18 protein-coding genes are annotated in these 25,797 nt (G+C 56.1%); 11 read left to right on the top strand and 7 right to left on the bottom strand.

Annotated features, from left to right (window positions below; translation table 11 throughout):
* Positions 1–206: hypothetical protein (locus ACXPVS_RS02590; protein ID WP_458508522.1), on the bottom strand; the 206-nt coding region annotated here is incomplete at its 3' end.
* On the opposite strand from ACXPVS_RS02590, the gene ACXPVS_RS02585 reads away from it, so the two are divergent.
* The 9 genes from ACXPVS_RS02585 (at position 108) to brxL (ending at position 16,347) form a co-directional block, all read left to right on the top strand.
* Positions 108–776, top strand: a complete 669-nt coding sequence (locus ACXPVS_RS02585; protein ID WP_458508508.1) for an inovirus Gp2 family protein — start codon at positions 108–110, stop codon at positions 774–776. The genes ACXPVS_RS02590 and ACXPVS_RS02585 overlap by 99 nt on opposite strands.
* A 130-nt stretch (positions 777–906) precedes the next feature.
* A complete protein-coding gene (locus ACXPVS_RS02580; RefSeq protein ID WP_458508507.1) occupies positions 907–1,800 on the top strand; it encodes a WYL domain-containing protein in 894 nt (297 codons plus the stop codon).
* Positions 1,800–2,579: a hypothetical protein gene (locus ACXPVS_RS02575; RefSeq protein ID WP_458508506.1), complete on the top strand. Its 780-nt coding sequence runs from the start codon at positions 1,800–1,802 to the stop codon at positions 2,577–2,579. Before ACXPVS_RS02580 ends, ACXPVS_RS02575 begins: the two co-directional genes overlap by 1 nt.
* On the top strand, positions 2,572–3,117 hold the full coding sequence (locus tag ACXPVS_RS02570; RefSeq protein WP_458508505.1) for a BREX protein BrxB domain-containing protein: 546 nt from the start codon (positions 2,572–2,574) through the stop codon (positions 3,115–3,117). The genes ACXPVS_RS02575 and ACXPVS_RS02570 overlap by 8 nt, the downstream gene beginning before the upstream one ends.
* A 65-nt stretch (positions 3,118–3,182) precedes the next feature.
* Positions 3,183–6,650 carry a BREX system P-loop protein BrxC gene (brxC, locus tag ACXPVS_RS02565; protein ID WP_458508504.1) on the top strand — a complete coding sequence of 1,156 codons (3,468 nt, stop codon included), beginning with the start codon at positions 3,183–3,185 and terminating at the stop codon, positions 6,648–6,650.
* Positions 6,647–10,150: an Eco57I restriction-modification methylase domain-containing protein gene (locus ACXPVS_RS02560; RefSeq protein ID WP_458508503.1), complete on the top strand. Its 3,504-nt coding sequence runs from the start codon at positions 6,647–6,649 to the stop codon at positions 10,148–10,150. The genes brxC and ACXPVS_RS02560 overlap by 4 nt, the downstream gene beginning before the upstream one ends.
* 3 nt (positions 10,151–10,153) lie before the next feature.
* Positions 10,154–11,947 carry a DUF262 domain-containing protein gene (locus ACXPVS_RS02555; protein ID WP_458508502.1) on the top strand — a complete coding sequence of 598 codons (1,794 nt, stop codon included), beginning with the start codon at positions 10,154–10,156 and terminating at the stop codon, positions 11,945–11,947.
* Between the two features lie 32 nt (positions 11,948–11,979).
* Positions 11,980–14,298, top strand: a complete 2,319-nt coding sequence (gene pglZ / locus ACXPVS_RS02550) for a BREX-1 system phosphatase PglZ type B (RefSeq protein WP_458508501.1) — start codon at positions 11,980–11,982, stop codon at positions 14,296–14,298.
* 6 nt (positions 14,299–14,304) lie between these two features.
* The gene (gene brxL / locus ACXPVS_RS02545) at positions 14,305–16,347 is read left to right on the top strand and encodes a BREX system Lon protease-like protein BrxL (protein ID WP_259155459.1); all 2,043 of its coding nucleotides are present in this window, start codon (positions 14,305–14,307) and stop codon (positions 16,345–16,347) included.
* 178 nt (positions 16,348–16,525) lie between these two features.
* Here brxL and ACXPVS_RS02540 read toward each other — a convergent pair whose 3' ends face one another.
* From ACXPVS_RS02540 to ACXPVS_RS02515, 6 genes are all read right to left on the bottom strand, one after another.
* Positions 16,526–16,708: a hypothetical protein gene (locus ACXPVS_RS02540; protein ID WP_458508500.1), complete on the bottom strand. Its 183-nt coding sequence runs from the start codon at positions 16,706–16,708 to the stop codon at positions 16,526–16,528.
* 10 nt (positions 16,709–16,718) lie between these two features.
* Positions 16,719–17,216, bottom strand: coding sequence for a RadC family protein (gene radC, locus ACXPVS_RS02535; RefSeq protein WP_458508499.1), 498 nt, complete (start codon positions 17,214–17,216; stop codon positions 16,719–16,721).
* Positions 17,217–17,310: 94 nt separating this feature from the next.
* Complete coding sequence (locus ACXPVS_RS02530) at positions 17,311–17,640, bottom strand: hypothetical protein (RefSeq protein ID WP_458508498.1); 330 nt, start codon at positions 17,638–17,640, stop codon at positions 17,311–17,313.
* Positions 17,641–17,810: 170 nt separating this feature from the next.
* Positions 17,811–18,056, bottom strand: a complete 246-nt coding sequence (locus ACXPVS_RS02525) for a hypothetical protein (RefSeq protein WP_458508497.1) — start codon at positions 18,054–18,056, stop codon at positions 17,811–17,813.
* A gap of 113 nt (positions 18,057–18,169) precedes the next feature.
* The gene (aroC, locus tag ACXPVS_RS02520; protein WP_458508496.1) at positions 18,170–19,261 is read right to left on the bottom strand and encodes a chorismate synthase; all 1,092 of its coding nucleotides are present in this window, start codon (positions 19,259–19,261) and stop codon (positions 18,170–18,172) included.
* Positions 19,262–19,944: 683 nt separating this feature from the next.
* On the bottom strand, positions 19,945–20,592 hold the full coding sequence (locus ACXPVS_RS02515; RefSeq protein WP_458508495.1) for a hypothetical protein: 648 nt from the start codon (positions 20,590–20,592) through the stop codon (positions 19,945–19,947).
* A gap of 85 nt (positions 20,593–20,677) precedes the next feature.
* On the opposite strand from ACXPVS_RS02515, the gene ACXPVS_RS02510 reads away from it, so the two are divergent.
* Positions 20,678–22,291 (top strand): hypothetical protein, encoded by a 1,614-nt coding sequence (locus tag ACXPVS_RS02510; RefSeq protein WP_458508494.1) that lies wholly within the window; start codon positions 20,678–20,680, stop codon positions 22,289–22,291.
* 63 nt (positions 22,292–22,354) lie between these two features.
* A complete protein-coding gene (locus tag ACXPVS_RS02505) occupies positions 22,355–25,756 on the top strand; it encodes a TM0106 family RecB-like putative nuclease (RefSeq protein ID WP_458508493.1) in 3,402 nt (1,133 codons plus the stop codon).
* Positions 25,757–25,797: the final 41 nt, after the last annotated feature.

Raw genomic sequence — 25,797 nt, 5'->3', positions numbered from 1 at the left:
TGCTGATGCGGCTGCCGACGCAGCGCGCCAGTGAGATCGCCGAGTTGTTGCCGCATAACTGGTTGCCGTTGCGCAACCTGTAATGCCCGTTCGCTTACGTCATAACCATGCTTCGACATCCCGATAACACCAATCTCCATCTGCACCTCGAAGACACCTTCGAAGGCTTGCCAGTCATGGTCGAGAAAGGCCCCTTCGTTCGGCAATACCTATCCCGCTTGAAGCGCACCATAGATTTGGCTCTTAGCCAATACTCCAGAGTACTGGCCTTTAGAGTGGATCTCCGTCTGCCGCTCGGAGTCGATCTACCTGAATATGCGTACACGAATGAGGTCATAAGTAGGTTCGTAGCTTCCTTCAGCGCGAAGATCGAGCATAACCGTGACAAGGCCCGTGAGCGGAGCCTGTACGCTCATGACTGCAAGGTCCGCTACGTCTGGGCCAGAGAAGTGGGGCATGGCAACAGGCCTCATTTCCACCTGGTGATATTGCTCAATCGAGATGCGTACCGGGCAGTAGGTCGGCTTGTATCCAGACGACCAAGGATCTTTAGTCGCATGGAGGAGGCATGGGCCAGTGCTTTGGGCCTGCCTGACGATCAAGTTGACGGGCTGGTCGAGATCCCTCGCAACGCAGAGTACCGATTAAACCGGTATCTGCGTGCCGGCGATGAGGACGTGCTGCCGGGTCTGTTCTACCGCGCCAGCTACCTGTGCAAGTCAGCTACGAAGTTGTATGGGGACAACCATCATGCCTTTGGATGCAGCAGGAGCTAAACCACGCCTCTGGACTTGACTCGAGTAGAGGTGCCAACGTTATCGAAATCCCTGGTTCGTCGCTCAGATGCCCTGTTATCATCATTTTTAGCATGACTAATGATGGCAGTGTGGACAAGGATCAATTTAAATGCCGAATCTGGCACCGGGTGGAGCCTCACCTAATCAACGCGAACGCCTTTGGCAGATCGATTTCCTAGCGCGTTTTCGTGGTCAGGTGTCCCGGCAGGATCTGGTTCTCCGCTTTGGCATTGCACTGTCAAACGCCACTCGGGACTTCACTCTCTACCGTCAGTTGGCACCTGATAACTTGGATTATGATCACAGTGACAAGGTGTATCGCCGGGCTAGATGCTTCCAGCCGCTGTTCATCTATGATTGTGAACATACCCTGCAAACCCTGACCTGGGGCCAAGGGGTGGGGTTGGAAGCCTGCGACCAGCCGATTCTTGTTGACTCTGCGCCGATACTAAATCAGCCCGATCTAGATATTCTGGCAGCGGTATCTCGTGCCATATATGCAGCCAAGGCGCTGACTATCCGGTATGTGTCTGTTAGCAACGGTGAATCTACACGTGAAATTGTGCCGCACAGCTTGGTCAATACTGGCCAGCGCTGGCATACGCGCGCCTACTGTAGAGCGCATTCCGAGTTCAGGGATTTTGTGCTGACCCGCATCACCGTCGCAGACGAAGTGGGCGGCTTGATCGATGCAACGGTTGAGTCTTTGGCTCAGGATCGGGAGTGGAATCGTGAAGTGGAGCTGGAGCTGATCCCGCACCCCCGCGCGACCTATTCCCGTGCCATCGAGCTGGATTACGGTCTCGAATCCGGGCAATCCATCAAGCTGTCAGTCCGGGCAGTAATGGCCGGCTATCTGCTGCGGCGTTGGGGCGTTGACTGCAGTCCCAAGGCATCATTGCACCCTGATGAGTATCAACTGGCGTTGCGTGACCCCGAGGGGGTCGCGAACCAGGTCAACCTGTACATTGCCCCAGGCTTTAACGATGAGAATGGCCTCTGATGAGCTCGACTGAATCCCAACAAAAATTCGGCTTCAAGTTCGGCCGCAACGGTGCCCATTCCGCCCGCACTATGATGCTGGCAGAGATCACCGAGCTGTTTCATGGTCGCGGCGTTGAGGCAATCTCCGCCCAATACCAGGAAGACATAGAGCTATTCAACGTCCTACATAAGCCGACCGAGAAGGCAAGAAAACTGACGTGGCGACATCTCATCGACCTTTATGGCATGGATATCACTATCCCGTTGTTTCGGACCTTTCGCCGTTTATGGGAAAGCGACGAATCGGCAAGACCCATGCTCGCTTGCCAAATGGCGCTGGCTCGGGACCCGCTGCTGCGCCTGTCCCAGGACAAGATCCTTTCGCTCGTGCCAGGTCAATCGCTACCCCGAGAAGACATGGAGCAGGCATTGAATGAGCAGTGTCCGGATCGCTACAGCAAAGCGATGCTCAAATCACTGGCGCAGAACGTCAACGGCACCTGGACGAATGCGGGCTTTCTGACAGGGCGCATTAAAAAGCGCCGTGCCGAGCCAGAGGTGCGCCCGGTCAACGTCGTGTTTGCCTTATTTCTCGCTTACCTGCAGGGAGCCACCGGTAATCGGCTGTTCACCAGCAAATGGACCCACCTGCTCAGCAGCCGCCAGGAGCGATTGCTGGAGTTGGCCCGTCTGGCCAGCTACAGCGGGATGATTAATTTCAAACACTCGAGTGAGGTGGTGGAAGTGACTTTTCCCGATTACCTGAGCAAGGAAGAGGAGTACTGGTTGCATGAGTAACCGACTGAACCGCCTTATCAAGAGCTACGCCAACCATATCAGCCTGCCTTGGATGAAGGGCTTGGCCAATGAACAACGGGTGTTGTTTGCCGTTTACCACAAAGAAGACGAGCTCAAACTGCGTGCCGGGGTTGAAGAGTTTCGACTGGCCACCGAAAGCGCCGGCCACCCTTGGCTGAAGCTGGATATTACCCGCCTGTTCTCTGACTGGATGGCGAAGCAGAAATACCGCGAAGACTACTTCGAAGACCCGGATACCCTAGCTCCCAAGTACAAGACCTTTGTCCGCCAGTCGGTCGAAGAGCTAGCAGAACGAATCAACAGCCAAGCCGATGAAAAGACCGTCGTCGCACTCATGGGCTGCGGCACCCTGTTTGGTTTTGCCTCCGTCTCTGACTTTGTTAAACAGCTGGCGGAGCATGTTCCAGGGCGCCTATTGGTGCTCTTCCCAGGCGAGTACATCAATAACGGCTACCGCCTGCTCGATGCCCGCGACGGCTGGGGTTACCAGGCTACAGCGATCACCGCTGATAACTGAATTCAGTCGCATAAAGACACTAACGCACAGATTGGCGCAGTAGGCGCAAAGGGAGTACGCCCAGGATGTTGAACCGCGAGATTTACCAGCTCGACCCCCAGCAGAACCGTCTGGAAAACAACGGCGTCGCCGAAGTAAAGGACGACCAGTCAGCCCAGGCACTCAAGACCCTGCGTTACGAACTGCAAACCTTCGTCTGCGATGGTGAGTACCAAGCCGGTCTCGACAAGATTCTGTCTGCCTACCTGCGCAATTTGGGTAGCCAGCACGAACAGCCCGGCGTGTGGATCTCTGGCTTCTTCGGTTCCGGTAAATCGCACCTGGCCAAAATGCTACGCGCGCTGTGGACTAACCAGCGGTTCAGCGATGGCGTCTCTGCTCGCGATATTGCCGATTTGCCGCAGGAGGTCAAAGATCACTTCAAGGAGCTCAGCAACGCCGCAAACCGCCACGGCGGTCTGCATGCCGCCTCCGGTACTCTGGGCTCCGGCGCCAACAACAACGTGCGTCTGGCGTTGCTCAACATCGTGTTCAAGTCCGCCGATCTGCCCGAGCAGTACCATCAGGCCCGCTTTGTGCTATGGCTGAAAAAGCAGGGTATCTTTGATCAGGTCAAAGCCAAGGTCGAAACCGCAGGCGACAGCTGGGACGACGAGCTGGAAGATCTCTACGTCTCCCGCAGCATTGCCGGGGCACTGCTTGAGGTGGACAGCACCCTGGGCGATGACGTCAAAGGTGTGCGCCAGCTGCTGCGCGAGCAGTACCCCAACGTCCAGGATGTCACTAACCAGCAGATGGTCGACGCCATCCACGATGCCTTAGCTCCGCAAGGTCAGTTTCCGCTAACCCTGGTGGTGCTCGATGAGGTGCAACAGTACGTCGGCTCCGATACCGACAAGGCGCACCAAGTCCAGGAAGTGGTAGAAACCTGCTGCAAGCACTCCATATTCCAGAATAAGCTGCTGTTTGTTGCTACCGGCCAGAGCGCCCTGTCGGGCATGCCTAATCTGCAGCGTCTACTCGGCCGCTTCCAGATTCCGATTCAGTTATCCGACACCGATGTCGAGTCTGTGATCCGTAAGGTCATCCTGCAGAAAAAAGCTTCGGCCAAGCCGCAGCTGGAGCAGGTGCTGCAATTACACCTGGGCGAAATTTCCCGCCAGCTGCGCGGTACCAAAATCGAGCACCACCAGGATGACGAAAAAGTCATGCTGGCCGACTACCCACTGTTGCCTGTGCGCCGCCGCTTCTGGGAGCGGGTGCTGCGTATTGTCGACACCACCGGCACGGTCTCGCAGCTGCGCAACCAGCTCAAGGTCATTCATGAAGCTGCCCAGGCCACCGCCGACCAGCCGTTGGGTCATGTGGTACCGGCGGACTTCATCTACAATCAGATCGCGGTCAACTTGTTGCAAACTGGGGTTATTTCCAAGGAGGTTTCGGAAACCATCGGACGGCTGTCTGCCGGTAACGCGGACGAGCAACTCAAGTCAAGAATCTTGGCGCTGGTGTTGCTGATTGGCAAACTACCTAGCGATCCAACTGCCGACTGCGGTGTGCGGTCCACCGCTGATATGCTTGCCGATCTGCTGATTGATGACCTCAACAACGGTAAAGATTCGATTCGCACCCGCGTGCCAAAACTGCTGCAGGCATTAGCCGACGAAGGTTTGCTTATGCCCATGCAAACCAGCATCGGCACCGAGTTCCGCCTACAAACCCAGGAAAGCGCTCAGTGGTACGACACACTGCGCCAGGAAGAGGCTGATCTGCGTGGCAATATGCAGCGCATCGAAAACATCCGTGTCGACCTGCTGCACAAAGAGCTGCGCCGCCAGATAGCTCAGGTGCGTCTCACCCAAGGCAAGTGCAACGAGCCGCGCCAGGTAATCCCCTGCTTCGACGCTGAGCTTCCCAAAGACGCCAAAGAAAAAATCTACACCTGGGTACAGGATGGCTGGAGCATTGATGAAAAGAGCTTCCTCTCCGATGCCCGCAGCCGCCAGGCAGGTGAACCGACCATTTTTGTCTTTGTGCCGGCGCGCAACCGGTCCGAGCTGACCAACGCCATCATTGCCGAAAACGCCGCGCACGCCACCCTGGAAAAACGCGGCCTCCCCAACACCGATGCCGGTAAAGATGCTCGCGGCGCTATGGACACCCGCTATCGCGATGCGCAAAAGCAGGTACAGGCACTGCTGCGCGAAATCTTCGACGGCGTGCAAGTGTTACAGGCCGGTGGTAACGAAGTCGACGGCAACACAATTGCCGAACGGGTAGAAACCGCCGCGCGGGCCTCGTTGATTCGCCTCTATCGCGACTTCGATGCTGCTGACCACCCCGGTTGGGGCAAGGTCTATGACCGCGCGAGCAAAGAGGGCGGCCAAAACGCCCTGGAAGTACTTAGCTACAGCGGTGATGCCGAACAGCAACCTGTGTGCGCTGCCATCAAGCGCTACATTGGGGTGTCGAAAAAAGGCAGCGAGATCCGCGAGCACTTTTTGGCAGCCCCCTACGGCTGGCCACAGGACGCCATCGATGGTGGCCTCGCCATCCTGATGGCTGCCGGTATTCTCATTGCCTATGACAGCCGCAACAATCCGGTTACCGCGACCGCGCTAGAGCGCAAGCAGATCACTCAAACCAATTTCAAGCCGGAAAGCATCACCATCCGCCCGGTAGACCTGATTAAGATACGCGGTGTACTCAGTAGTAGCGGTATCGACTGTCAGCCCGGTGAAGAAGCCATCAAACTGCCAATTCTGGCTGAAAAAGGTCGTGAGCTGGCCAAGCGAGCGGGGGGGGAAGCGCCGCTGCCGAAAACCCCCGACTGCCGACTGTTCGACGAGCTGGCACGCCACTCCGGCAACGCACAACTCAAGCATGTGCTGGATGAGCAAGATGCGATCAAGCAGGCGATCAAAGACTGGGCCAATATCGCCCAGCGCATCGAAGCGCGGCGCAGTGACTGGGCTCTGCTAAAAGGTCTGCTCGACCTCAGTCGCGGCCTGTCCTTCCATGCCTCCATCCAGACAGAAGTGGATGCAATCGTCAGCCACCGCTCCCTGCTGGATGACCCCAATCCGGTATCTGGCCTGACCCAGCAACTGGTTAACAAGCTGCGCGATGCCATTCAGTTCCATGTGGAGGCTTACCTGGCCCGCCATGCCGAGTGTCTGGCCCAACTGCAAACCGACAGCCACTGGCAGCAACTGAGCGCGGAGCAGCAACACGCGATCCTCGATAAACGCAAGCTGCTCAAGTTGGAACAGCCAGCAATAAATGAGGCAGTCGCCATTATTGACAGCCTCAACGACGTCAGCCTGGAACAGTGGACCGACCGCACTGAATCGCTGGCCAGTAAATTCGAAAACGCTCGTATGGAAGCCGTGCAACTGCTGCAACCCAAGCTGCAGCGCATTAACCTGACACGCAAAACCTTCGAGACTGAATTGGATGTCGACACCTGGCTGGCTGACGTCAAGCAACAGATCCTTGACAAACTTAACGATGGGCCGGTGACCTTCTCATGATTCGACAACCTCTCGAGAAAACCATGCGCCGTGCGCTGGAAGCCACCGTAGTAAAAGCTCGCGACATCGCCGAGCAGGCTGCCACCCAGGCGCTCAAGCGACTGAGCGTAGGTGATGCCAAACCGGCGGACTATTTGAGCAATGAGCAGCGCAAACTGCGCATCTGTCTGCGCGCCCACGGCCGCCAGCAAGGTGATGGCAAAGATGCCAGCGGCCAACAATCAATCCACAAGCTGGTCACCGAAGTTGCCTACGAACACTGGCACCGCATGTTGTTTGCACGTTTTCTGGAGCAGAACCACCTGCTCATGTACGACGAGCACACGCCGCTGACCTTGGCCGAATGTAACGAGCTGGTGCAAGACCCGGATGTGGCCCGCGACGAATTGGAACGCCGCTGCCAAAGCGGTTGGGAGCTGGCAGGGGTTTTGGCCTCGAAGATGCTGCCGCAGATCTTCCGCATCGATTCGCCAGTGTTCGAGTTGGAGTTTGCCCCCGAGCATCAACGCAGTCTGGAGCAGTTGGTCACTGGCCTGGCCTTAGAAACCTTCCAGGCCCAAGACAGCCTCGGCTGGGTCTATCAGTTCTGGCAGAGCAAGCGGAAGGAAGAGGTCAACAAGTCCGAGGTCAAAATCGGTGCCGACGAACTCTCGCCGGTCACTCAGCTATTCACCGAGCCCTACATGGTCAGCTTTCTGCTGGATAATAGCCTAGGTGCCTGGTGGGCCAGCCAGCGCCTGAGCGACAGCGACTGGCAGCACGCCAGCAGCGAGCAGGAACTGCGCGACAAAGCCGCCATTCCCGGTGTGCAGCTGAGTTATCTGCGTTTTGTGCAGGACGACACTACAAAACTATGGCAACCCGCCTCCGGCACCTTCGATGCCTGGCCCAAGCAGCTGAGCGAACTGAAAGCCCTCGACCCCTGCTGCGGCTCCGGCCATTTCCTGGTTGCCGCCTTCCTGATGCTGGTGCCCATGCGCATGCGGGCCGAGAACCTTTCGGCGGAGCAAGCCATCGATCGGGTGCTTAGTGACAACTTGCATGGCCTTGAGCTGGACCAGCGCTGTGTGGAACTGGCCGCCTTTGCCGTGGCGCTGGAAGCCTGGCGCTACCCACAGACCGGTGGCTACCGCAGTCTGCCGGAACTGCATCTGGCCTGCAGTGGCCTGTCCATCTCCGCCGCCCGCGACGAATGGAAAGAACTTAGTCGTAAAGCCGGCAAGCAGAACCTGACCATCGCCCTGGACTGGATGTATCAGACCTTTCAAGACGCACCGGTACTCGGCAGCCTGATCAATCCACGTCGCAGCAAGGCCGCGCAAATCACGCAGTGGAGTGAGTTGCAGCAACTGTTAGGCGAGGTGCTATCGCAAGAGCAGACTAAACAGCAGATCGATGCTGAGACTGAGGTGTCTGCCCACAACAACCGCCTGGAAGCAGGCATCGTCGCACAAGGCCTGGTTAAGGCCTCCGAGCTTTTGGCCAGGCAATACACCTGGGTGATCACCAACGTGCCTTATCTTGCACGGGGCAAGCAGAACGATACCCTCAAAGAGTATTGCGAGGCTTATTACCCCGCAGGCAAGAACGATCTCGCCACGGTCTTTCTCGACCGCTGCCTGGAGTTCTGTGTGCAGGGAGGAACGGCCAGCATCGTTTTGCCGCAGAACTGGCTGTTCCTCACCAGCTACCGCAAGTTCCGGGAAAAGCTGCTGCAAAACGACAGCTGGCATTTGATTGCCCGCCTGGGGGCGCAGGCATTCCAGACTCCCATGTGGGATTTCAATGTGCAACTGCTAACCTTGAGCCGTGGCAATATGTCTGGACAGTCGGCGGATCTACTGCACCGTGGCGAGCAGGGCAACTGGATTCGTGGTGTGGACGTGTCCGAACCGCGCACAGTGGCGGAGAAGGCATCGGGCTTGTTGGGGGATGCTGTGAGGGCTGTGGAACAGGGTAAGCAGCTGGGGAATCCCGATGCGAGAGTGGCCTTCGGAGATGAGTCAGAACTACCCTTGCTTGGGAGTTACGCTGAAGGATTGGTTGGCCTACAAACCAGTGATGATCCGATGTTTGTCACTGCAATTTGGGAGCACAGCTCAATAAATAAAGATATCTGGGAGTACATGCAGGCAACTCCAGAAATTTTTACGAATTACGCTGGCATGTCTTGGCTCGTTCGTTGGGAAAAGGGTGAAGGGTTGCTGCTGTCCTTGGCCACAGCCTATCCGACAAAGGGTTTAAAAGCGCTAGGTAAAGCTGGAGTAGCCATTCACCGGATGGGGACTCTGTATCCGTTTCACTACGGTCAGGAGCGATTTCACCAGAACGTGGCTGTTATTGTTCCAAAGGAAAAGCGCCATCTGAGTGCCATTTGGAGTTATTGCTCTTCTTCGGAGTACAACGATGCTGTTCGCGATATAGACCAGTCTCTTAAAGTCACCAATGCGACCTTAGTTAAAATCCCGTTTGACCTCGACTATTGGACCAAAATCGCCGAAGAGCAATACCCCAGCGGCCTACCCCAGCCATACACCAACGATCCCACTCAATGGATCTTTCACGGTCATCCCTGCGGTTCAGTAATCTGGGACGAACAAACCAAGTGGACCGCTATCGGTGAACTGCGGGTCGATGACAGCGTGCTGCAAGTCGTCGTCGCCCGCTTGCTCGGTTACCGCTGGCCGGCGGAACTGGACCCGGCAATGGAGTTGTCCGCAGAGCAGCGTAAGTGGGTACAGCGCTGCCAAGCACTGGATGCCTATGCGGACGACGATGGCATCGTCTGCCTACCAGCCGTGCGCGGTGAAAAGGCCGCCGACCAGCGCGTGGAAGCTCTACTGCAAGCGGCCTACGGCGATGCCTGGACTACACCTCTGAAAAACCGTCTGCTGGACGCCGTTGGTAGCAAGTCCCTTAGCCTCTGGTTACGCGATAAGTTCTTCGAACAGCACTGCAAGCTGTTCCAGCACCGGCCGTTTATCTGGCACATCTGGGATGGCCTCAAAGATGGCTTCAGCGCTCTGGTCAACTACCATAAGCTCAACAAAGCCGGCCTCGAACGCCTGATCTTCACCTACCTGGGCGACTGGATCCGCACCCAGCAAAGCGGGGTAGCCAGCGGTGAAGACGGAGCGCAGGAGCGCCTCGCCGCCGCCGAAGGCCTTAAGCGCGAGCTCGAAGCCATCCTCGCAGGCGAAGCACCCTACGACATTTTCGTGCGTTGGAAACCCCTGTCCGGACAACCCATTGGCTGGTCTCCCGACCTCAACGACGGCGTCCGCCTCAACATCCGCCCATTCCTATATGCCCGCGACGTCGGCAAAAAAGGTACCGGCGTCCTGCGCTGGATGCCCAATATTAAATGGGCCAAAGACCGTGGCAAAGACGTCGAATCCGCCCCCTGGTACACCCTCGGCTTGCAATACGACGAAGGTGAAGGTGCTCGGATTAACGGTCACCATCTGTCACTGGCTGAAAAACAGGCGGCAAGGAGCTAGCCCATGATCAAGTCCGTCTACAACTACCCGGTTTCCACCTTGCTCGATATTGAAAGCGGGGTGGTCTATGCCATTCCCCGCTATCAACGTGAATACACCTGGAGTCGGGCGCAATGGGACGCGCTATTCGAGGACTTACTGGATAACGAACTGCATTATTTCCTGGGTTCGATCATCTGTATCAATCAGTCGCAAGATGCCTTGACGGTGCAAAGCCTGGAGCTGGTAGACGGACAACAGCGCATGACCACGCTGTCTTTGCTGCTGGCGGCTATTTATCAGAGTTATCGCATCCTGCCGAATCTGGTTATGGAGCAGCAGATTGAGCTGTATAACCTCAAGCACAAACTGGTGCTGAAGAAAAAACCGGATCAGCCACGTCTGATTCCCCAGGTGCAGAACAACAACCAACATGACTACTTCTCGGTGCTCGGACAGGCCGGCATTTTGGACGATGTGGGTCCTGTTCCGAATGCGGGCAACCGTCGGGTGCTGAAAGCCTTCCGACACTTTATCAGTCGGATTGAACTGTACCTGGAGCACAGCGTTGACCGCGTCGCCAGCTTGCAAGCCCTGCTGGAGAAGGTAAACACCGCCACCCTGGTTAAGATTGAAGTCGCCGGACACTCTGACGCTTATACCCTGTTTGAGTCGCTGAACAATCGCGGTGTACCACTTACGGCCATTGACCTGATCAAGAACAAGTTACTGGCAGTGCTGGAGTCCAAAGACCCCGGCAGCATCGATACGCAGTACAACCGCTGGAAGAAGGTGATTGACGCCCTGGGTGATGACTATGCCGTGCAGGAGCGTTTCTTCCGCCAGTACTACAACGGCTTCAAACCCGATTTAAAGAATATCGTTTCAGTACCGGTGGCCACTAAGTCGAATCTGATGCAGGTATATGAAAAGCTGATCGCTCATGATGCTGAGGGCTTTCTGCACTCCATGATTCGCCTGTCCAGCCGCTATGCCCAAATCGTCGGCTACCGTGCTGTGCCTGAGCAGCCAAAACTCTCTAGCCTGCTGCTCTCGCTGGACCGCATCCAAGGAGCGGCTGCTTATTTACTGCTGATGGTGCTGATGGAGCGCCAAACCGAGCTGGAACTGAAGCATGAGCACCTTGAACAGGTCGTGAGCTTTCTGATTGCCTTCTTTGTTCGGCGCAATACGACCGACTTGCCGCCTACCCGTGATTTGACCCGTATCTTCATGGATGTGGCTGAGACCATTCGGGAGCTGCGTGCTGGAGATGTGGTCAGTCATATTCAGCACACACTTAAAGCTGAAAGCGCGAGTGATGAGCAGTTCGAGAAAAGCCTCAAAGGTCCGATCTACGAAGACAATAAGGCGGTCTGTCGCTTTGTGCTCTGTGCCCTTGAAGAAAGCCGCATGACTCGCGAAACCCAGGTCGATCTGTGGGCGCTGAAAGGCAAACAGTACGTATGGACCATCGAGCATATCTTTCCTCAGGGTGAAAATATCCCAAGCAGTTGGGTGCAGATGATTGCCGATGGGGATGCATACGTAGCCGAGCAACACCGTCAGACCTACGCCCACTGCCTGGGTAACCTAACCATCTCGGGCTATAACAGCGCGCTGGGCAATAAGAGCTTTGCTGAGAAGCAAAGCCGCACCGACAGCCAGGGCCGAGAGGTTGGCTACAACAACGGCCTCTATCTGAACCAAGCACTTGCCACGGAGGACAGCTGGACCGTGGAGAAGCTGGAGGCGAGAACGGTACAGCTGGTGCTAGAGGTACAGGCGAAGTATCCATTGGTTATTACGGTCGCATGATCAAGCCTGCTTAATGAATCCCAAGGATTGAAATGAAACTGATCGATTTGCTGGCCACCGAAATCCGGAACAGCGCTGCCTACAATTCCAATGTACAAGTTGCTCCCAGCGTGATCCTGTGGACTGACACGCTGCGCCAGTGGGAGCCGGCACTGCCATTGTTGCAAGCTGCAATGCCAGAGCTGATTGTATTAGGTGACTACGGCCCCGATAAGAAAATTGGCCCAGCCATCTGGATTAAGTGTGTGGTCGAAAATGCTCTGCCCAACATCGAGCTGCCAGCAGATCGAACGCCGATTCTATATTTACCGGGTGTGTCGCGCCGCGACCTAAGTGCTATTGGCTCCTGTCCGGACGCCTTGAAGCCGCTGGCTGAGCTTCAGTACCGGGGTTGTTGGTGGATCTATAACAACTCTGGCCGTGATTGGACGGTGAACGCCTTTTTGATCTCTAGTAACGGCGGGGCCGGGCTGGACGTAGCTAAAGATGAGAAATCGCAACAAGCCATGCAACGCGTTTTGCCTGAGATTTTGGAAAGCGAACGTGATGAGCTGATCAACCGCCGACTGGAAGCGGCTGATTTCAACAAGTTGGTAAGTAGTGACCCAGTGCGTGACTTGCTCAGTTGGATGAATGACAGCAAAAGCTGCCGTGAGCGCTGGGACGGATCACGCTGGCAGGCACTGGTCGGCATCTGCGAAACCGAATACCACTTCAATCCTGAACAGGATGGAGAGTTGACGGCCGCCGAATTGCTGTGCCAACGCCAGGGTATCTGGGACGGTGTTTGGCAACGCTATGCTGAGTCTTGCCGCCACTACCCGTTCTTGCCGCAGTTAATGCTCAAGGTCCAGCCTGATTTGGCTTCCAGCGGTGAAAGCTATCCGGCTATCAATTTGAGTGAAGAGGGATACCTGGAGCAGACGCTACAGCAGTTGCTTGAGCAAGGTGCTACTCAGGTTCGCCAAAGCCTGCAGACCCTTGAGCAACGGCATGCACAACGGCGTACTTGGATTTGGTTTGAGCTTGGTCTGGCTCCGTTGGCAGGCGTGCTTGGTCACCTGAGCCAAGTGGCTCAGAAGACCACAAAGGTCTTCTCCGGCGTTGATGCAGAGGAAATGGCGGCGCAGTATCGGGAGCACTATTGGCAGGCTGATGATCAGATGCTCAAAGCCTTGGCTTTCGCCTTGTCCGCAAGCCAGCAAGTTCTTGTGCAGCAGATCCTCGCGCTGATCTACACCCCATGGTTGGATGAGGTGACGCGCAATTTCCAAGGTGTGATCAAATCTAGGGGCTATCCGGGTAGCAACCAGGTGAATGAAGCCACGGCTGAGTATGCCGTGGGTGGTGAAGTGGTATTTTTCGTAGACGGCCTACGCTACGACATTGCCCAGCGTCTGAATCAGGCTCTGCAAGGATTGGGAGCAGTAACGCTTTCTACAAACTGGGCAGCTTTGCCTTCAGTGACGTCGACCGCGAAAGCAGCCGTAACGCCGGTGCATAACCGATTGACTGGCAGAACCACCGATCGGGATTTTGAGCCCAGCTTGCTAGACGAAGACAAGGACTTCTCAGCTTATTACCTGAAGAAGTTTCTGCAGGAAAAAGGCTGGCAATATTTGGATGAGGGCGATTCAGGCGATCCTGTGTCCAATGCTTGGGTTCAAAGCGGCGATATTGACAAAGAAGGCCACGTGAAGGGGCTCAAGCTGGCGGCGCGAATTGATACCTTACTGGCTGAAGTCGTGGAGCGGGTTGAAGAGCTCCTGGCTGCAGGCTGGCGCAAAATTCGCATCGTCACCGACCATGGCTGGATGCTGACGCCCGCACCGATGGTGAAGGTCGAATTGCCCAAACACTTGACCGAAACGCGCTGGGGCCGCTGCGCGGTCATCAAGGATTCTGTGGACAGCGGTTATCAACAGGTAGGTTGGTACTGGAACGGTGCCGTCAGTATTGCCATGGCTCCAGGTGCCTGTAGTTTCAAGGCAGGACAGCACTATGATCACGGTGGCCTAAGCCTGCAGGAGTGTTTGACGCCGGTGCTAGAGGTACGCAGCACACAAGTCTCAGTCACTACCTCAGCGATCTCTGCAACACTCTCGGATCTGCGCTGGGTGGGATTGACCTGTAAAGTCCAGGCGCAAACCAGTGCTGAAGGGGTACTGGCGGTACTCAGAACGCACCCGGCTGACCCGGATTCAGAGATCACCAAGCGCAAGCCGCTAAAAGAAGGCAAGTGCACTCTATTGGTAGATGACCAGTATGAGGGCACTACTGCTGTATTGGTGCTGCTGGATGACAAGGGCAACGTGCTGGCGAAAAAACCAACTCTGGTAGGAGACGAGTAAGTGGAAATGGATACGCTGGACCGTAAGTCCGCGGAGGTCTTTGAGGGGTACTTAGTTCGCAAAGACCTGGTGCGCACTTTTGCGCGTCAATTTCCGGTTCCGACCTATGTCGTCGAGTTTATGCTGGGCAGATATTGCGCCTCAACCGATCCCATCGAAATCGAAGAGGGTTTGGAAATCGTTCAGCGACAGCTGTCCGATCGTACCGTGCGTGCCGGCGAAGAAGAGCTGTTCAAGGCACGTGCCTATAAAACCGGCTCTGCCAAACTGATCGATATTGTCAGCGTGCGGTTTGTAGAAAAGGAAGGTGGCTACCTGGCGTCGTTGCCCAGCTTGAATCTCAATCGTGTGCGTATCCCAGACAAAATTGTTGATGACAACGAACGTCTGCTGACCGGTGGTTTTTATGCTGAGGTGACGCTGGAGTACGACAGCATCATTGCTGAGGAAAAGGGGCACGCCTTTGGCATTGCAGAGTTGCGCCCCATCCAAATGTCCAAGCGCAATGTGTTGGATATCATGGCAGAGGCACGTACACGATTCAGCAGCGAAGAGTGGCGAGATTTCCTCACACGCTCCATCGGCCTGGAACCAAGCGCGCTGTCACCGCGAGCTATAGACGCCATAATGCTCCGCATGGTGCCGTTCGTTGAGCGCAACTACAACATGGTCGAGTTGGGGCCGCGGGGCACAGGCAAGAGCCACCTATTTCAGCAAATATCGCCCTACGCGCATTTGATTTCAGGCGGCAAGGCGACCATCGCCAAGATGTTCGTCAACAACGCCAGCGGGCAGCGCGGCTTGGTTTGCCAGTACGATGTTGTTTGCTTTGATGAGGTCAGCGGGATCTCCTTCGATACCAAGGAAGGGATCAACATCATGAAGGGCTACATGGAGTCCGGCGAGTTCAGTCGTGGGAAGGAAAGCATTCGAGCCGATGGCTCCATGGTGTTTGTCGGTAACTTCGATGTCGATGTCGAGCACCAGCAGCGAGTAGGTCATCTGTTTGGCCCACTCCCAGCAGAGATGCGTGATGACACTGCCTGGATGGACCGTATCCATTGCTATCTACCTGGCTGGGATGTACCTAAAATGAACAAGACTCTGACCACCGATCACTTTGGCCTGGTCAGTGACTTCTTCTCCGAATGTATGAGTCGCCTGCGTTTCCAGAGCCGCGTATCTGCCATGCAGAATCGCGTTCACCTGGGCGGAGCACTAAGTGGCCGCGATACCAATGCAGTCAACAAAACCGTCTCCGGCTTGCTCAAACTGATGTATCCAGGGCAGGACATGGTTGTGTCCGACGAAGATTTGGAATGGGCTACTCGTTTAGGGCTTGAGGTACGGCGCCGGGTCAAGGAACAGCAAAAGCGAGTCGGAGCCGCCGAGTTTCGTAACACCCATTTTAGTTACTTCATTGGTGATGATGGGGTCGAGAAGTTCGTGGCTACGCCGGAGCTTCGCGCCGACAACGAAATCGGTGATGACCCACTGGAGCCGGGCCAGATCTGGACCGTCAGCGAAGGTGGGGCGGACATCGACGACAACGCTGGCCTGTATCGCATCGAGGTGAATGAAGGCCCTGGCTCTGGAGTACGCATCCTCAATAATCCGGCGCCCGCAGCCTTCAAGGAGTCGCTGCGCTATGCCGAGCAGAATTTGTATTCCAGAGCGACTCAGCTCATCGGAGACCGCGATCCACGCGCCCATGAGTTCTCTGTTCAGCTCAGAGCCTACGACGCCGCCAAACGCGGTTCTAAACTGGGCATGGCGGCGCTGATTGCAATGTGTAGCAGCTTGCTGAAAAAGTCGGTGAAGGGCGGAGTGATCGTCGTCGGCGAGATAAACCTTGGCGGCTCGATTGAGCCGATTAGCAGCGCAGTGAATATTGCCGAGCTGGCGGTAGAGAAGGGCGCCAGCGTGCTGCTCATGCCTGTCACAGCCAGGCGCCAGCTGTATGACCTATCTGATGACATGGCAACAAAGATCGACATCCAGTTCTACCAGGATGCACGGGATGCGTTGTTGAAAGCGATAGTGGAGTAGGGGGGGATGGAAGCCAACCGCCTACCGTTTAGCAATCATTGACGACTGTCTCAGAGCCGCCCTTGTCCACAGGGCAAGCCCGCGGTCTGAAGCTGCAGCAGATTGGGTGAAAAAAAAAGACCATACATCAACCAATGTCCATCGCCTGCTAACGATGGACGTTGGTTGATGCTCACGTTTATCCAGATGTGTTATTTGCAGTGCTCCGTAGCCGATTGAAAATCAGGCAAGTCAGTACTGCTGCAATCAGCAGCGGCGGAAACCGTACCATTAGAACCAACAAAAGTAGCGCGGTCATGCACCCGGCAAGAATGCCGACGAACATGAACATGGCTGCGAAAATCCGTACCAGTCGCTTCATGCTTCCTTCCTCACAGATAGCCCTGTTCCGCCAGTGATGTACAGCCGTCACTGCCAACGATGATGTGGTCCAGCGTTCTTACCCCAATCAGATTCAGCGCCTCTCTGAGCGTGCGCGTCAGCGAGCGGTCAGCCTGACTGGGCTCGGGATCACCGGATGGGTGGTTGTGCACCAAGATCACGGCAGCGGCATTTTGCTCTAGAGCGATCTTGACCACTTCCCGCGGGTAAACGCTAGCACCGTCCAGCGTGCCTCTAAATAGCTCCCGAAAGCTGATTATCCGGTGTTTAGTATCGAGCAATAACAAAGCAAAAATTTCGTGCTCGTGATACTGCAGCAGTGTTTGCAGGTGGCTGAATACCTGCTTCGGATCAGTCAGTGCCCTGCCTTTAGACAAACGACTCATCGCCAGTTGTCGTGCCATCTGCAGGATGTCGGCCTCGGTGACCGGTGAATCCATGACATAGGTGCCGGTGGCCTCACCGGCTTTGAGCTTGTGATATTTCATGCGGGCAGTCCTGTATGAATGCAGGCCGGTATACAGCGCCGCGCAGAGCGCAGCACGGTCCGGACAGGATATAAAGAAGGGAAAGGTGGCCTGATCAGGTCGGAAGGTTGAAACGGTGGCCGCAGAGCAGGCAGAGGTTGTGGGCCAGAATGTGACGGTCGAGCGACTCACCCAGTTGGGCGCCGAGAGCACAGCCTCCCACACCGCCGGCCAAGCCGCCGAGGATGGCACCTGATACGGAGCCGAGGGTGATTCCGACAGGCCCGGCGATAGCGCCGATAAGCGCACCAGCCTGCGCACCTGTTAGAGCTGCGCTGACGCCACGGGCTGCACCGCCCACAGTGCCGATGATCGCGCCGATTTTCATGGTGTGGTGGGAAGAAGTGACTTTGGGAGAGTGACAGCGAGGGCACTGCAATGACATGGGATGAGTCTCCTGGAGGTGATGTCATTGCAGTAATGTGTGGCTGAGATTTTTTTGAATCGAAATTGGTGAAGTACATGTTCTGAGGCGTTTCGGGGGATACAGCAGTGGGCGGCAAATGGAGGACCCTTGCTGCTTTGACTTCATACAGGGTAAAGTTTTTTGCATATTCAAACGTGCGGGAGCGCACCACACTCGGTGTAAGCAGCCAGCGGAATCACTTGTTTTCTACCGGTATCGCCATTTGCGGTAAGACAGTCGCTGCGGAAAAACAACCGACTCTCTAGGACGAAAACTCCCGTCTGGCCATTGCAAAGGACATCAACAATCAGGCGTTGCTTGATGCGGCTCTGAATGCTTCCTGCCATGGTGTCCGCATCCGCGGGCAGCGCATCTGGAACTGGATACGTGGCCATGAAAACGCACCGGCCAGCTTAGTTTTACAGGAGTTTTTCGACAGTTCGCTGAAGTCGACGCGGCATATTCTTACAAGGTCACGACGCCCTGGCAGCGTTGCCCGAATCAGGCATTACAGCTGCCCCAAGACCGGGGTGCTGACACGCACGTCGGCATTCTGCCCGCGATGGCGCAGCAGGTGATCCAGCAGGACAATCGCCATCATCGCTTCGGCAATCGGAGTTGCGCGGATGCCGACGCAAGGGTCGTGGCGGCCCTTGGTGATGACGTCCACCGGATTGCCGTGCACGTCGATGGAACGCCCAGAGGTGGTGATGCTGGACGTCGGCTTGAGCGCCAGATGCACGATAATCGGCTGGCCCGAGGAGATGCCGCCGAGAATGCCGCCTGCGTTGTTGGACACGAAACCTTCGGGCGTCAACTCGTCACGGTGCTCGGTGCCGCGCTGGGCGACGCTGGCAAAACCTGCGCCAATTTCCACACCCTTCACAGCATTGATGCTCATCATGGCGTGGGCCAACTCGGCATCGAGACGGTCGAAAACCGGTTCGCCAAGGCCAGGCATCACGCCTTCTGCTATCACGGTGATCTTGGCACCTACCGAGTCCTGATCGCGGCGTAACTGGTCCATGTAGGCTTCAAGCTCAGGCAGTTTGTCCGGATCAGCGCAGAAGAAAGCATTTTGTTCCACCGAATCCCAGGTCTTGAACGGAATTTCGATCGGACCGAGCTGGCTCATGTAGCCGCGCACAATAATGCCCAGGGTGGCGAGGTACTTCTTCGCGATGGCACCGGCGGCCACGCGCATGGCGGTCTCCCGGGCAGAACTGCGCCCACCGCCGCGATAGTCGCGCACACCATATTTGTGGTGATAGGTGTAGTCGGCGTGGGCCGGACGAAACAGGTCCTGAATCGCCGAATAATCCTTGGACTTCTGGTCGGTGTTGCAAATCAACAGGCCGATCGAGCTGCCGGTAGTCTTGCCCTCGAAAACGCCTGACAGAATCACGACCTCGTCGGCTTCCTGGCGTTGCGTGGTGTGGCGGCTGGTGCCAGGCTTGCGACGATCAAGATCACGCTGCAAGTCTTCCAGCGACAGCGCGAGGCCCGGCGGACAGCCATCGACGATTGCGACCAGCGCCGCGCCATGGCTTTCGCCTGCGGTGGTGATAGTGAACAGCTTGCCGTAGGTATTGCCGGACATGCGGGAGGCTCCGAAAGATCGATCAAAACTCAAGCGCGCCAGTATACGCAGGCTGCTCGCGTAGTTCATCCTCGAACTTTATTGGATTGGATGCGTCCACTCGGCACTCTTTCATCGCTACCTTTGTCTTTCGGCACACCGGTCATTAAGCATGGTGTGCCTGTATCGTTACGTCGAAAGTTGCGGAGGTGATGGAGGCGTAATAGGCGATTGTCGTAAGTGTGATGGCACGGGATGGGTGCCGAAGGAAATGGAGCGCGACCTGGTTTGCAAACCGACGCAACACGAATCTGACAATTCTAAAGTCTCCAGTGCAGGCTATCCTCGGCGGAAATGCTTGCGCGCATGTCAGAGAAATGGAGGGGAGAATCGGGGGCATCCCAATGCATGATGACTACAGCGAGGAACGCTAAAGCGCGTATCCCAACGAACTGTAAACGGTGTTAGCCGACCTCGAGAGTGTGTTTGAGACCGCGGAGGAGCAACTGCAAGTAAAATGCACCCATTTCGTAGATACGTGACCGGCCGTTTATCTTTCCCCTGTCGCGACGGGTAGTTGTCGACCTTTTCGGCTATCTCGCCATGGACACGCGAAGCAGGATCAGTGCCGAAGTGTTAGCCAAGTAGTGTTTCGTCATACATGACTTATTTCACGTAATTTGGAAGTCTTTTTCAGAGCGGCCCTAAGCAACAACCGGATAACAAGCATCACCCCATAGCGTTTCCGGGTTATCCAACATCAGCAAAATAATTACCGGCACCAGCTTGCCGAGGAGGTTTGAGCAGTCTCGCATCTGATCCCGGTTCACACTGCTGTTCCAGGTTGCGCCCCCATGCATTACCTGGTTACGCAATGTATAGATTCGATTGAACAGAACGCCGAGTACTGCTGGGGTATTGCGGTTGGCCAACGCTTCCTGCGCTGCTCGCCGACCACTGGAAAAGCGCTCGGTCCACTGTTGCTCGCTGATCTTGCCGTTCTGGTGATCCCAGAAGCTCTGGAACACGAAGGGGTTGTCCAACAACGCGCGAATGCTGCCAGAGAACTCGGACCAGACCAGATTCTCGATCAGGTTGGCAGTGTCGAGCGCACAGAGTTTGTCCAGGAACGCCTTGAACGTGAATTGCTCGGAAAGGCGGTACTGTTCGTCAATATCGGTGGCGTAGGCCGAGTTGAAGGCGATCCACAGGAAGATAAAACGCCCATCGACATCGTCAGCTTGCTCGGCACGACTGAGCCAGCTCAACGCCCGATGAACACGCAATGTGAGATTGGGATGATGATTTTCACGTTCCAGGCGATGACGGGTCTTGAGTGCTTGATGGTCCATGGGTGCCGATCCTTGATGTCATGGGGCGCGCGAACAGGTAAGGGAGTGTCTGAAAACTTTACGCACTTTGTGCTAAACGCCGACGTTGGTAGAGAAGCGTCTATCAGGAGCTTCAGAACCTGCTCCGTTTGTTTACCTGTATGGACAGACAACGTGGACGGGGCCTTCTTATTTGCTTAGGGTATGGCTATTCGATATTACCTGCAAGGCAGTCTGCATGAAGCGCGAACAGTTCCTGGCACAACCTGAAGTTGAGTCTTTCGTTGGATGGCTGGCGGCGAACTTGCCGACGCTGACGTTCAAGCTTCGTTTCAAATCCAGCAAATTCGTGCCGGGCGGTTTACAGGCTGATGTCCGAGGTTTTGAGCAGGTGCTTGAGCACTATCGCTGGAAGGCAAGCTGGCAAGATACCGACCAAAGCCCGGTGGACTCACAAACCTGGGCTGAGACCCAACGCTCCCTCGGGCAACTTCGTGAGTGGCTGACGAGTGCGGTCAACGTGGGTGACGAACAGCAAGCGCTTCAGGCGTGTTTGCAGATTCTTCGTTGGGGTGGTGTGCGAGGCGCCATTCCGTTTTTGCATCGGCTGGCCGCACAGGGCGAGCTGTCGAGCTATCTGCAAAAGATGGCCGGGCTCATGTCGCTCGATGGTGATAATGATCTGAATGAGCTCGACGGAAGCAGCGTCGAGCGTTTCGATGCTGGCCTGACCAAGATTCACGCCTTGCTCGATCCGTCGGGGTCACCCATCTATGACAGTCGCGTCGGCGCAGCGATAGGCATGCTGTATTCGCTGTTTCGCCAGCAATGGACGGGGAGCGCCAAACCCCTGCTGGCTTTCCCATCCGGAGGCGCTCGTGGCAGCCAGATCCGCAACCCGGGAGCGTTCTTGAACGGTTTGGCGGCGCCGCAGTTTTCGGCGATCGATTATGCCGCATGGGCACGTTGGCAAGTGCGGTTGGGGTGGATTATCCGAGCTCTGCTCGAGCGTACCGGCTGGTTTGCCGAACAAGGGGCTCTGCCCGCGCGGTGCCACGCCTTCGAGGCCAGTCTGTTTATGCTCGGCTATGACCTGCGGTGCTTTGGTGTGACGCTGGCGACTGATCCGAAGGCAGCAGTGCCAGTGATTGATGCGCAGAAAAGCGAACGTGAGGGCACTGGCTGGGTGCCTACCGGGCACCCCTTCAGTCAGGTCCTGAAGGATTATCTGGCCTTCCGCCAAAGCGGTTTGCTCGACAACAAAGCGTCCTTCGTTGCATGGCTGTTGACTAACCCGCGTAACGAGAACCCGCTCACGCGTGCCACCGCGCTGGGCTACTGTTTCGCGTTTTCCATTGAGGAATTCGACCTGTTCGGCCGGCCGCTCGAAGAGCTTGAGCGAATCGCCACAGGTGGCAAGGATGGATTGTGTGCGGCACTGGCGTCCGAGACATTGGAGCCGTTCACCCTGGGTGATGAACGGGTAAGTGTCTGTTTGGTGGATGTATTGATCACGGGCAATGCGTATCTGCAGGCGACGACCGAAAAGGCACGCATCGACTACATCATGAGTGCCGGATATGCAGGTACCGAGAACTCTGCAAGGACGCTGATGGCGTTGGGGCGCAACGTGGGCAAGCACTTCGGTCTGCTTGATGCACAACATTTGCCAACGACCTTGTTCGAGCAGTTTTTCCGCGGATGCTCGCTCGACGCCTGACTCACTCACGACATTGAATCAGCGTGAAGCGTTCCTGGACGTTTCACCGGACTGGAAGCGACCATGCAAACTCGAAACGGAATTCAGTTGTACTCCGCCTCAGACATCTGCGGTTTTCTTGAGTGCCAGCACCTGACGGCGCTGGACCTTCAGAACCTTGTCAGCCCTATGGAAAAAGCGGCGGCAAGCGAGCAGAACCGTTTGATCCAGGACAAAGGGTTGGCCCATGAAGCGGCTTTTTTCGAACGGCTCAAAATCCAATACGCCTACGTGGTCGACATTGCCGAGGGTAATCCGAGTTTCGCTCGCCGGGTGGAACTGACCATCCAGGCCATGAAGGCCGGCGCCGATATCATCTTCCAGGCGTCGCTTCAGGAAGGCGCCTTTATTGGCCATGCCGACTTCCTGCGTAAAGTGTCGCGGGCATCGGCGCTGGGCGACCACAGCTATGAGGTGATCGACACCAAGCTGGCGAAAACTGCCAAGGCCAAGTTCCTTGTACAGGTTGCGCTTTATTCACGAATGCTGATCTCGATCCAGCTTGTGCAGCCAACGTTTATGTATGTCGTACTCGGTGATGCTGCGCGTACCGAGCAGGCATTTCGGGTCGCTGACTACGCCGATTATCTGGAGCATGTGCTACAGCGTTTCGAAGCGTTCGTGAACAGTGCCGAGCGACCCGTTACTTACCCGGAGCCATGCGGGCATTGTGGGTTTTGCGCCTGGCGTGATCGCTGCGACGAACAACGACTGCAGGACGATCATCTCTCGGCAGTAGCGGGTATCAGCCGTTCGCAAATCCAGAAGTTACAGAGTGCTGGCGTGACCACATTGCACCAGCTGGCGGACAGTACTGACGACCTGCGCATTCCAAAACTGCAGACAGAGTCATTAAGTAAGTTGCGGCATCAGGCGCGTTTGCAGTTTCAGGGGCGTTCCAGTGATGTCCCGCTATTCGAGCTGCTTCCTGTGTCGGGTGAGCGACGTGGCTTTTATCGGATGCCTAAGTCGGTCGAGGGCGACCTGTTCTTCGATATGGAGGGCAATCCGCTGGAAGAGGGTGGTCTGGAATACCTCTTCGGTCTGTACATCGACGAGGGTGGGCAGCAAACCTTCAAACCCTTCTGGGCGCATACCCGAGAAGAAGAAAAGGTCGCCTTCGAGCAGTTCATCGACTGGGTCATCGGCCATCTCAAGCGTTACCCCGACGCGCATATTTTCCACTACGCCAGTTACGAAGAGACGGCCATCAAGCGCCTGATGAGCCAGCACGGGACGCGTGAAGCACAAGTGGACTGGTTGCTGCGCAACGGCAAACTGATCGATCTGTACAAGGTCGTGCGCGAAGCGATCCGGGTGTCCGAGCCCAGTTACTCGATCAAGAATATCGAGCACTTTTACATGGATCAGCGCGACGGCGACGTCACCAATGCCGGCGCGAGCATCGTGTTTTATGAGCGGTGGAAAGAGACCGGCGAATCGGCGTTGCTTGAGCAGATCGAGCGTTACAACGAAGACGATGTGCTGTCCACTTACCTTTTGCGCAACTGGCTGCTGGAGATCAAGCCGTCAAATGCAAGCGCTTTTCTCGGGACTGAAGCCGAAAGCGAGAAGTCAGTCGTGGAGCAAAAGGAAATCGAGATTCTTCTGGAGAATTATCGCGTTCGTCTGCTGTGTGGTCTGCAAGCCGACGAAGAGGCCATGAGTGACGAGGATCAGGTCACGTTGCTCACCTTCCAGCTACTCGACTTCCACCGCCGTGCAGAGAAGCCAACGTGGTGGCAGCTGTTCAGTCGGCAGGACATGACAAACGAGGAGCTGCTGGAGGATATCGAGAGCCTGGCCGGTTTGCGGCGCACAAACACACCACCTGAACCGAACAAGAAATCGTTTTTGTATGAGTACAGTTTCGACCCTCAAGAAACCAAAATGCGTACCGGTTCTCAGGGCGTCATCACCGAGTCCCTGGCCAGCGTACAGCTGGTTAATCTGGACCATGACAACGGTCTGGCGACATTCAAGGCTACCGAGAGAAATGCACCGCCTGATTACTTCGACATGATTCCCGGGAGGCCGATCCCGTCTACTTTGCTGCGCAAGGCGTTGTTCCGTTATGCCGACAGCCTCTTGGCCGGTGAACAGCGCTTCCAGGCGGTTGCAGACTTTCTACATCGACGCGCTCCGCGGGTGAAGGGCATTAAGCCGGGTGCACCTCTGCTTGATTCAAGCCTGCCGACGATTGATGCCATCAAGCAGGTGGTGCGAAACCTCGAGCACAGCGTGCTGTTTATTCAGGGGCCGCCAGGTGCAGGCAAGACCTACACCGGCTCGCACGTCATCGTTGATTTGCTCAAGGCGGGCAAGCGCATTGGCGTAACTTCCAATTCGCACCACGCCATCAATAACCTGCTGGCGGCGGTTGAATCTCGTGCGCAAGAAGAGGGATTCACTTTCACGGGATTGAAAAAGTCCTCGGAGGGCGAGGGCACGGAGTTCACCGGCCGCTGCATCCGTTCCATCGAGGAAAAAAAGGAGTTCCTCGATGCTTGGGGGTCGAACATTAACTTGACGGCGGGCACTGCCTGGCTATTTTCCGACCCCGTCTTCACTGAGCAACTGGACTACCTCTTCATCGACGAGGCTGGTCAGGTGAGTGTGGCGAATCTGGTAACGATGGGCTTGGCTGCGCGAAACATCGTCCTGATGGGCGACCAGATGCAATTGTCGCAGCCAGTGCAAGGTGTGCATCCGGGCCGCTCCGGCGATTCCATCCTCGACTATCTGTTGGATGGCACGCCCACAATCGCACCTGATCGTGGGGTGTTCCTGGCGCAAACCTGGCGGATGCACCCCAACGTTTGCTCGTTCATTTCGCAAGCCGTGTACGAAGGGCAACTTTCTTCGGCGCCCGGTACTGAGAAGCGGGTGTTGTTACTGGATGGCCAGCGACCGGAAGTGCCGAACAGCGGGCTGATTTTTTGCCCTGTGGAGCACGATGGCAACAGCCAGAGTTCGGACGAAGAGGCGGAGCAAGTCAAAGCGCTTTTCACATACTTCTTGCGGCAGCGTTATGTGGATAACAAGGGCGTCGAGCACGCGATGTGCATCGAAAACATCCTGGTAGTAGCGCCTTACAACCTGCAAGTGCAGTTGTTGAAACAGGTGCTGCCAGCGGGTACTCGTGTCGGCACTGTGGATAAGTTTCAGGGGCAAGAAGCGGAGATTGTCATCGTATCGATGGCGACATCGAATGAAGACTACTTGCCCAGAGACATTGGCTTCCTGTACTCGAAAAACCGCTTGAATGTGGCCGTCAGCCGGGCGAAATCCCTGGCCTGTATCGTCGCCAGCCCTGATCTGACTGCCATACGCTGCCTGACTCCGAACGACATGAGCCTGGTCAACGGTTTGTGCATGGCTATCAGGTACGGGACGACTGCCAATGCTGTCGCGCTGTGTGAATAGCGGCCCGAAGGGCCTGTCATCTAATCCGGAGCAGGGAAGGA

It is taken from the genome of Pseudomonas sp. Ma2-10 (assembly GCF_054330215.1).
This window is presented reverse-complemented; position numbering and strand designations above follow the sequence as displayed.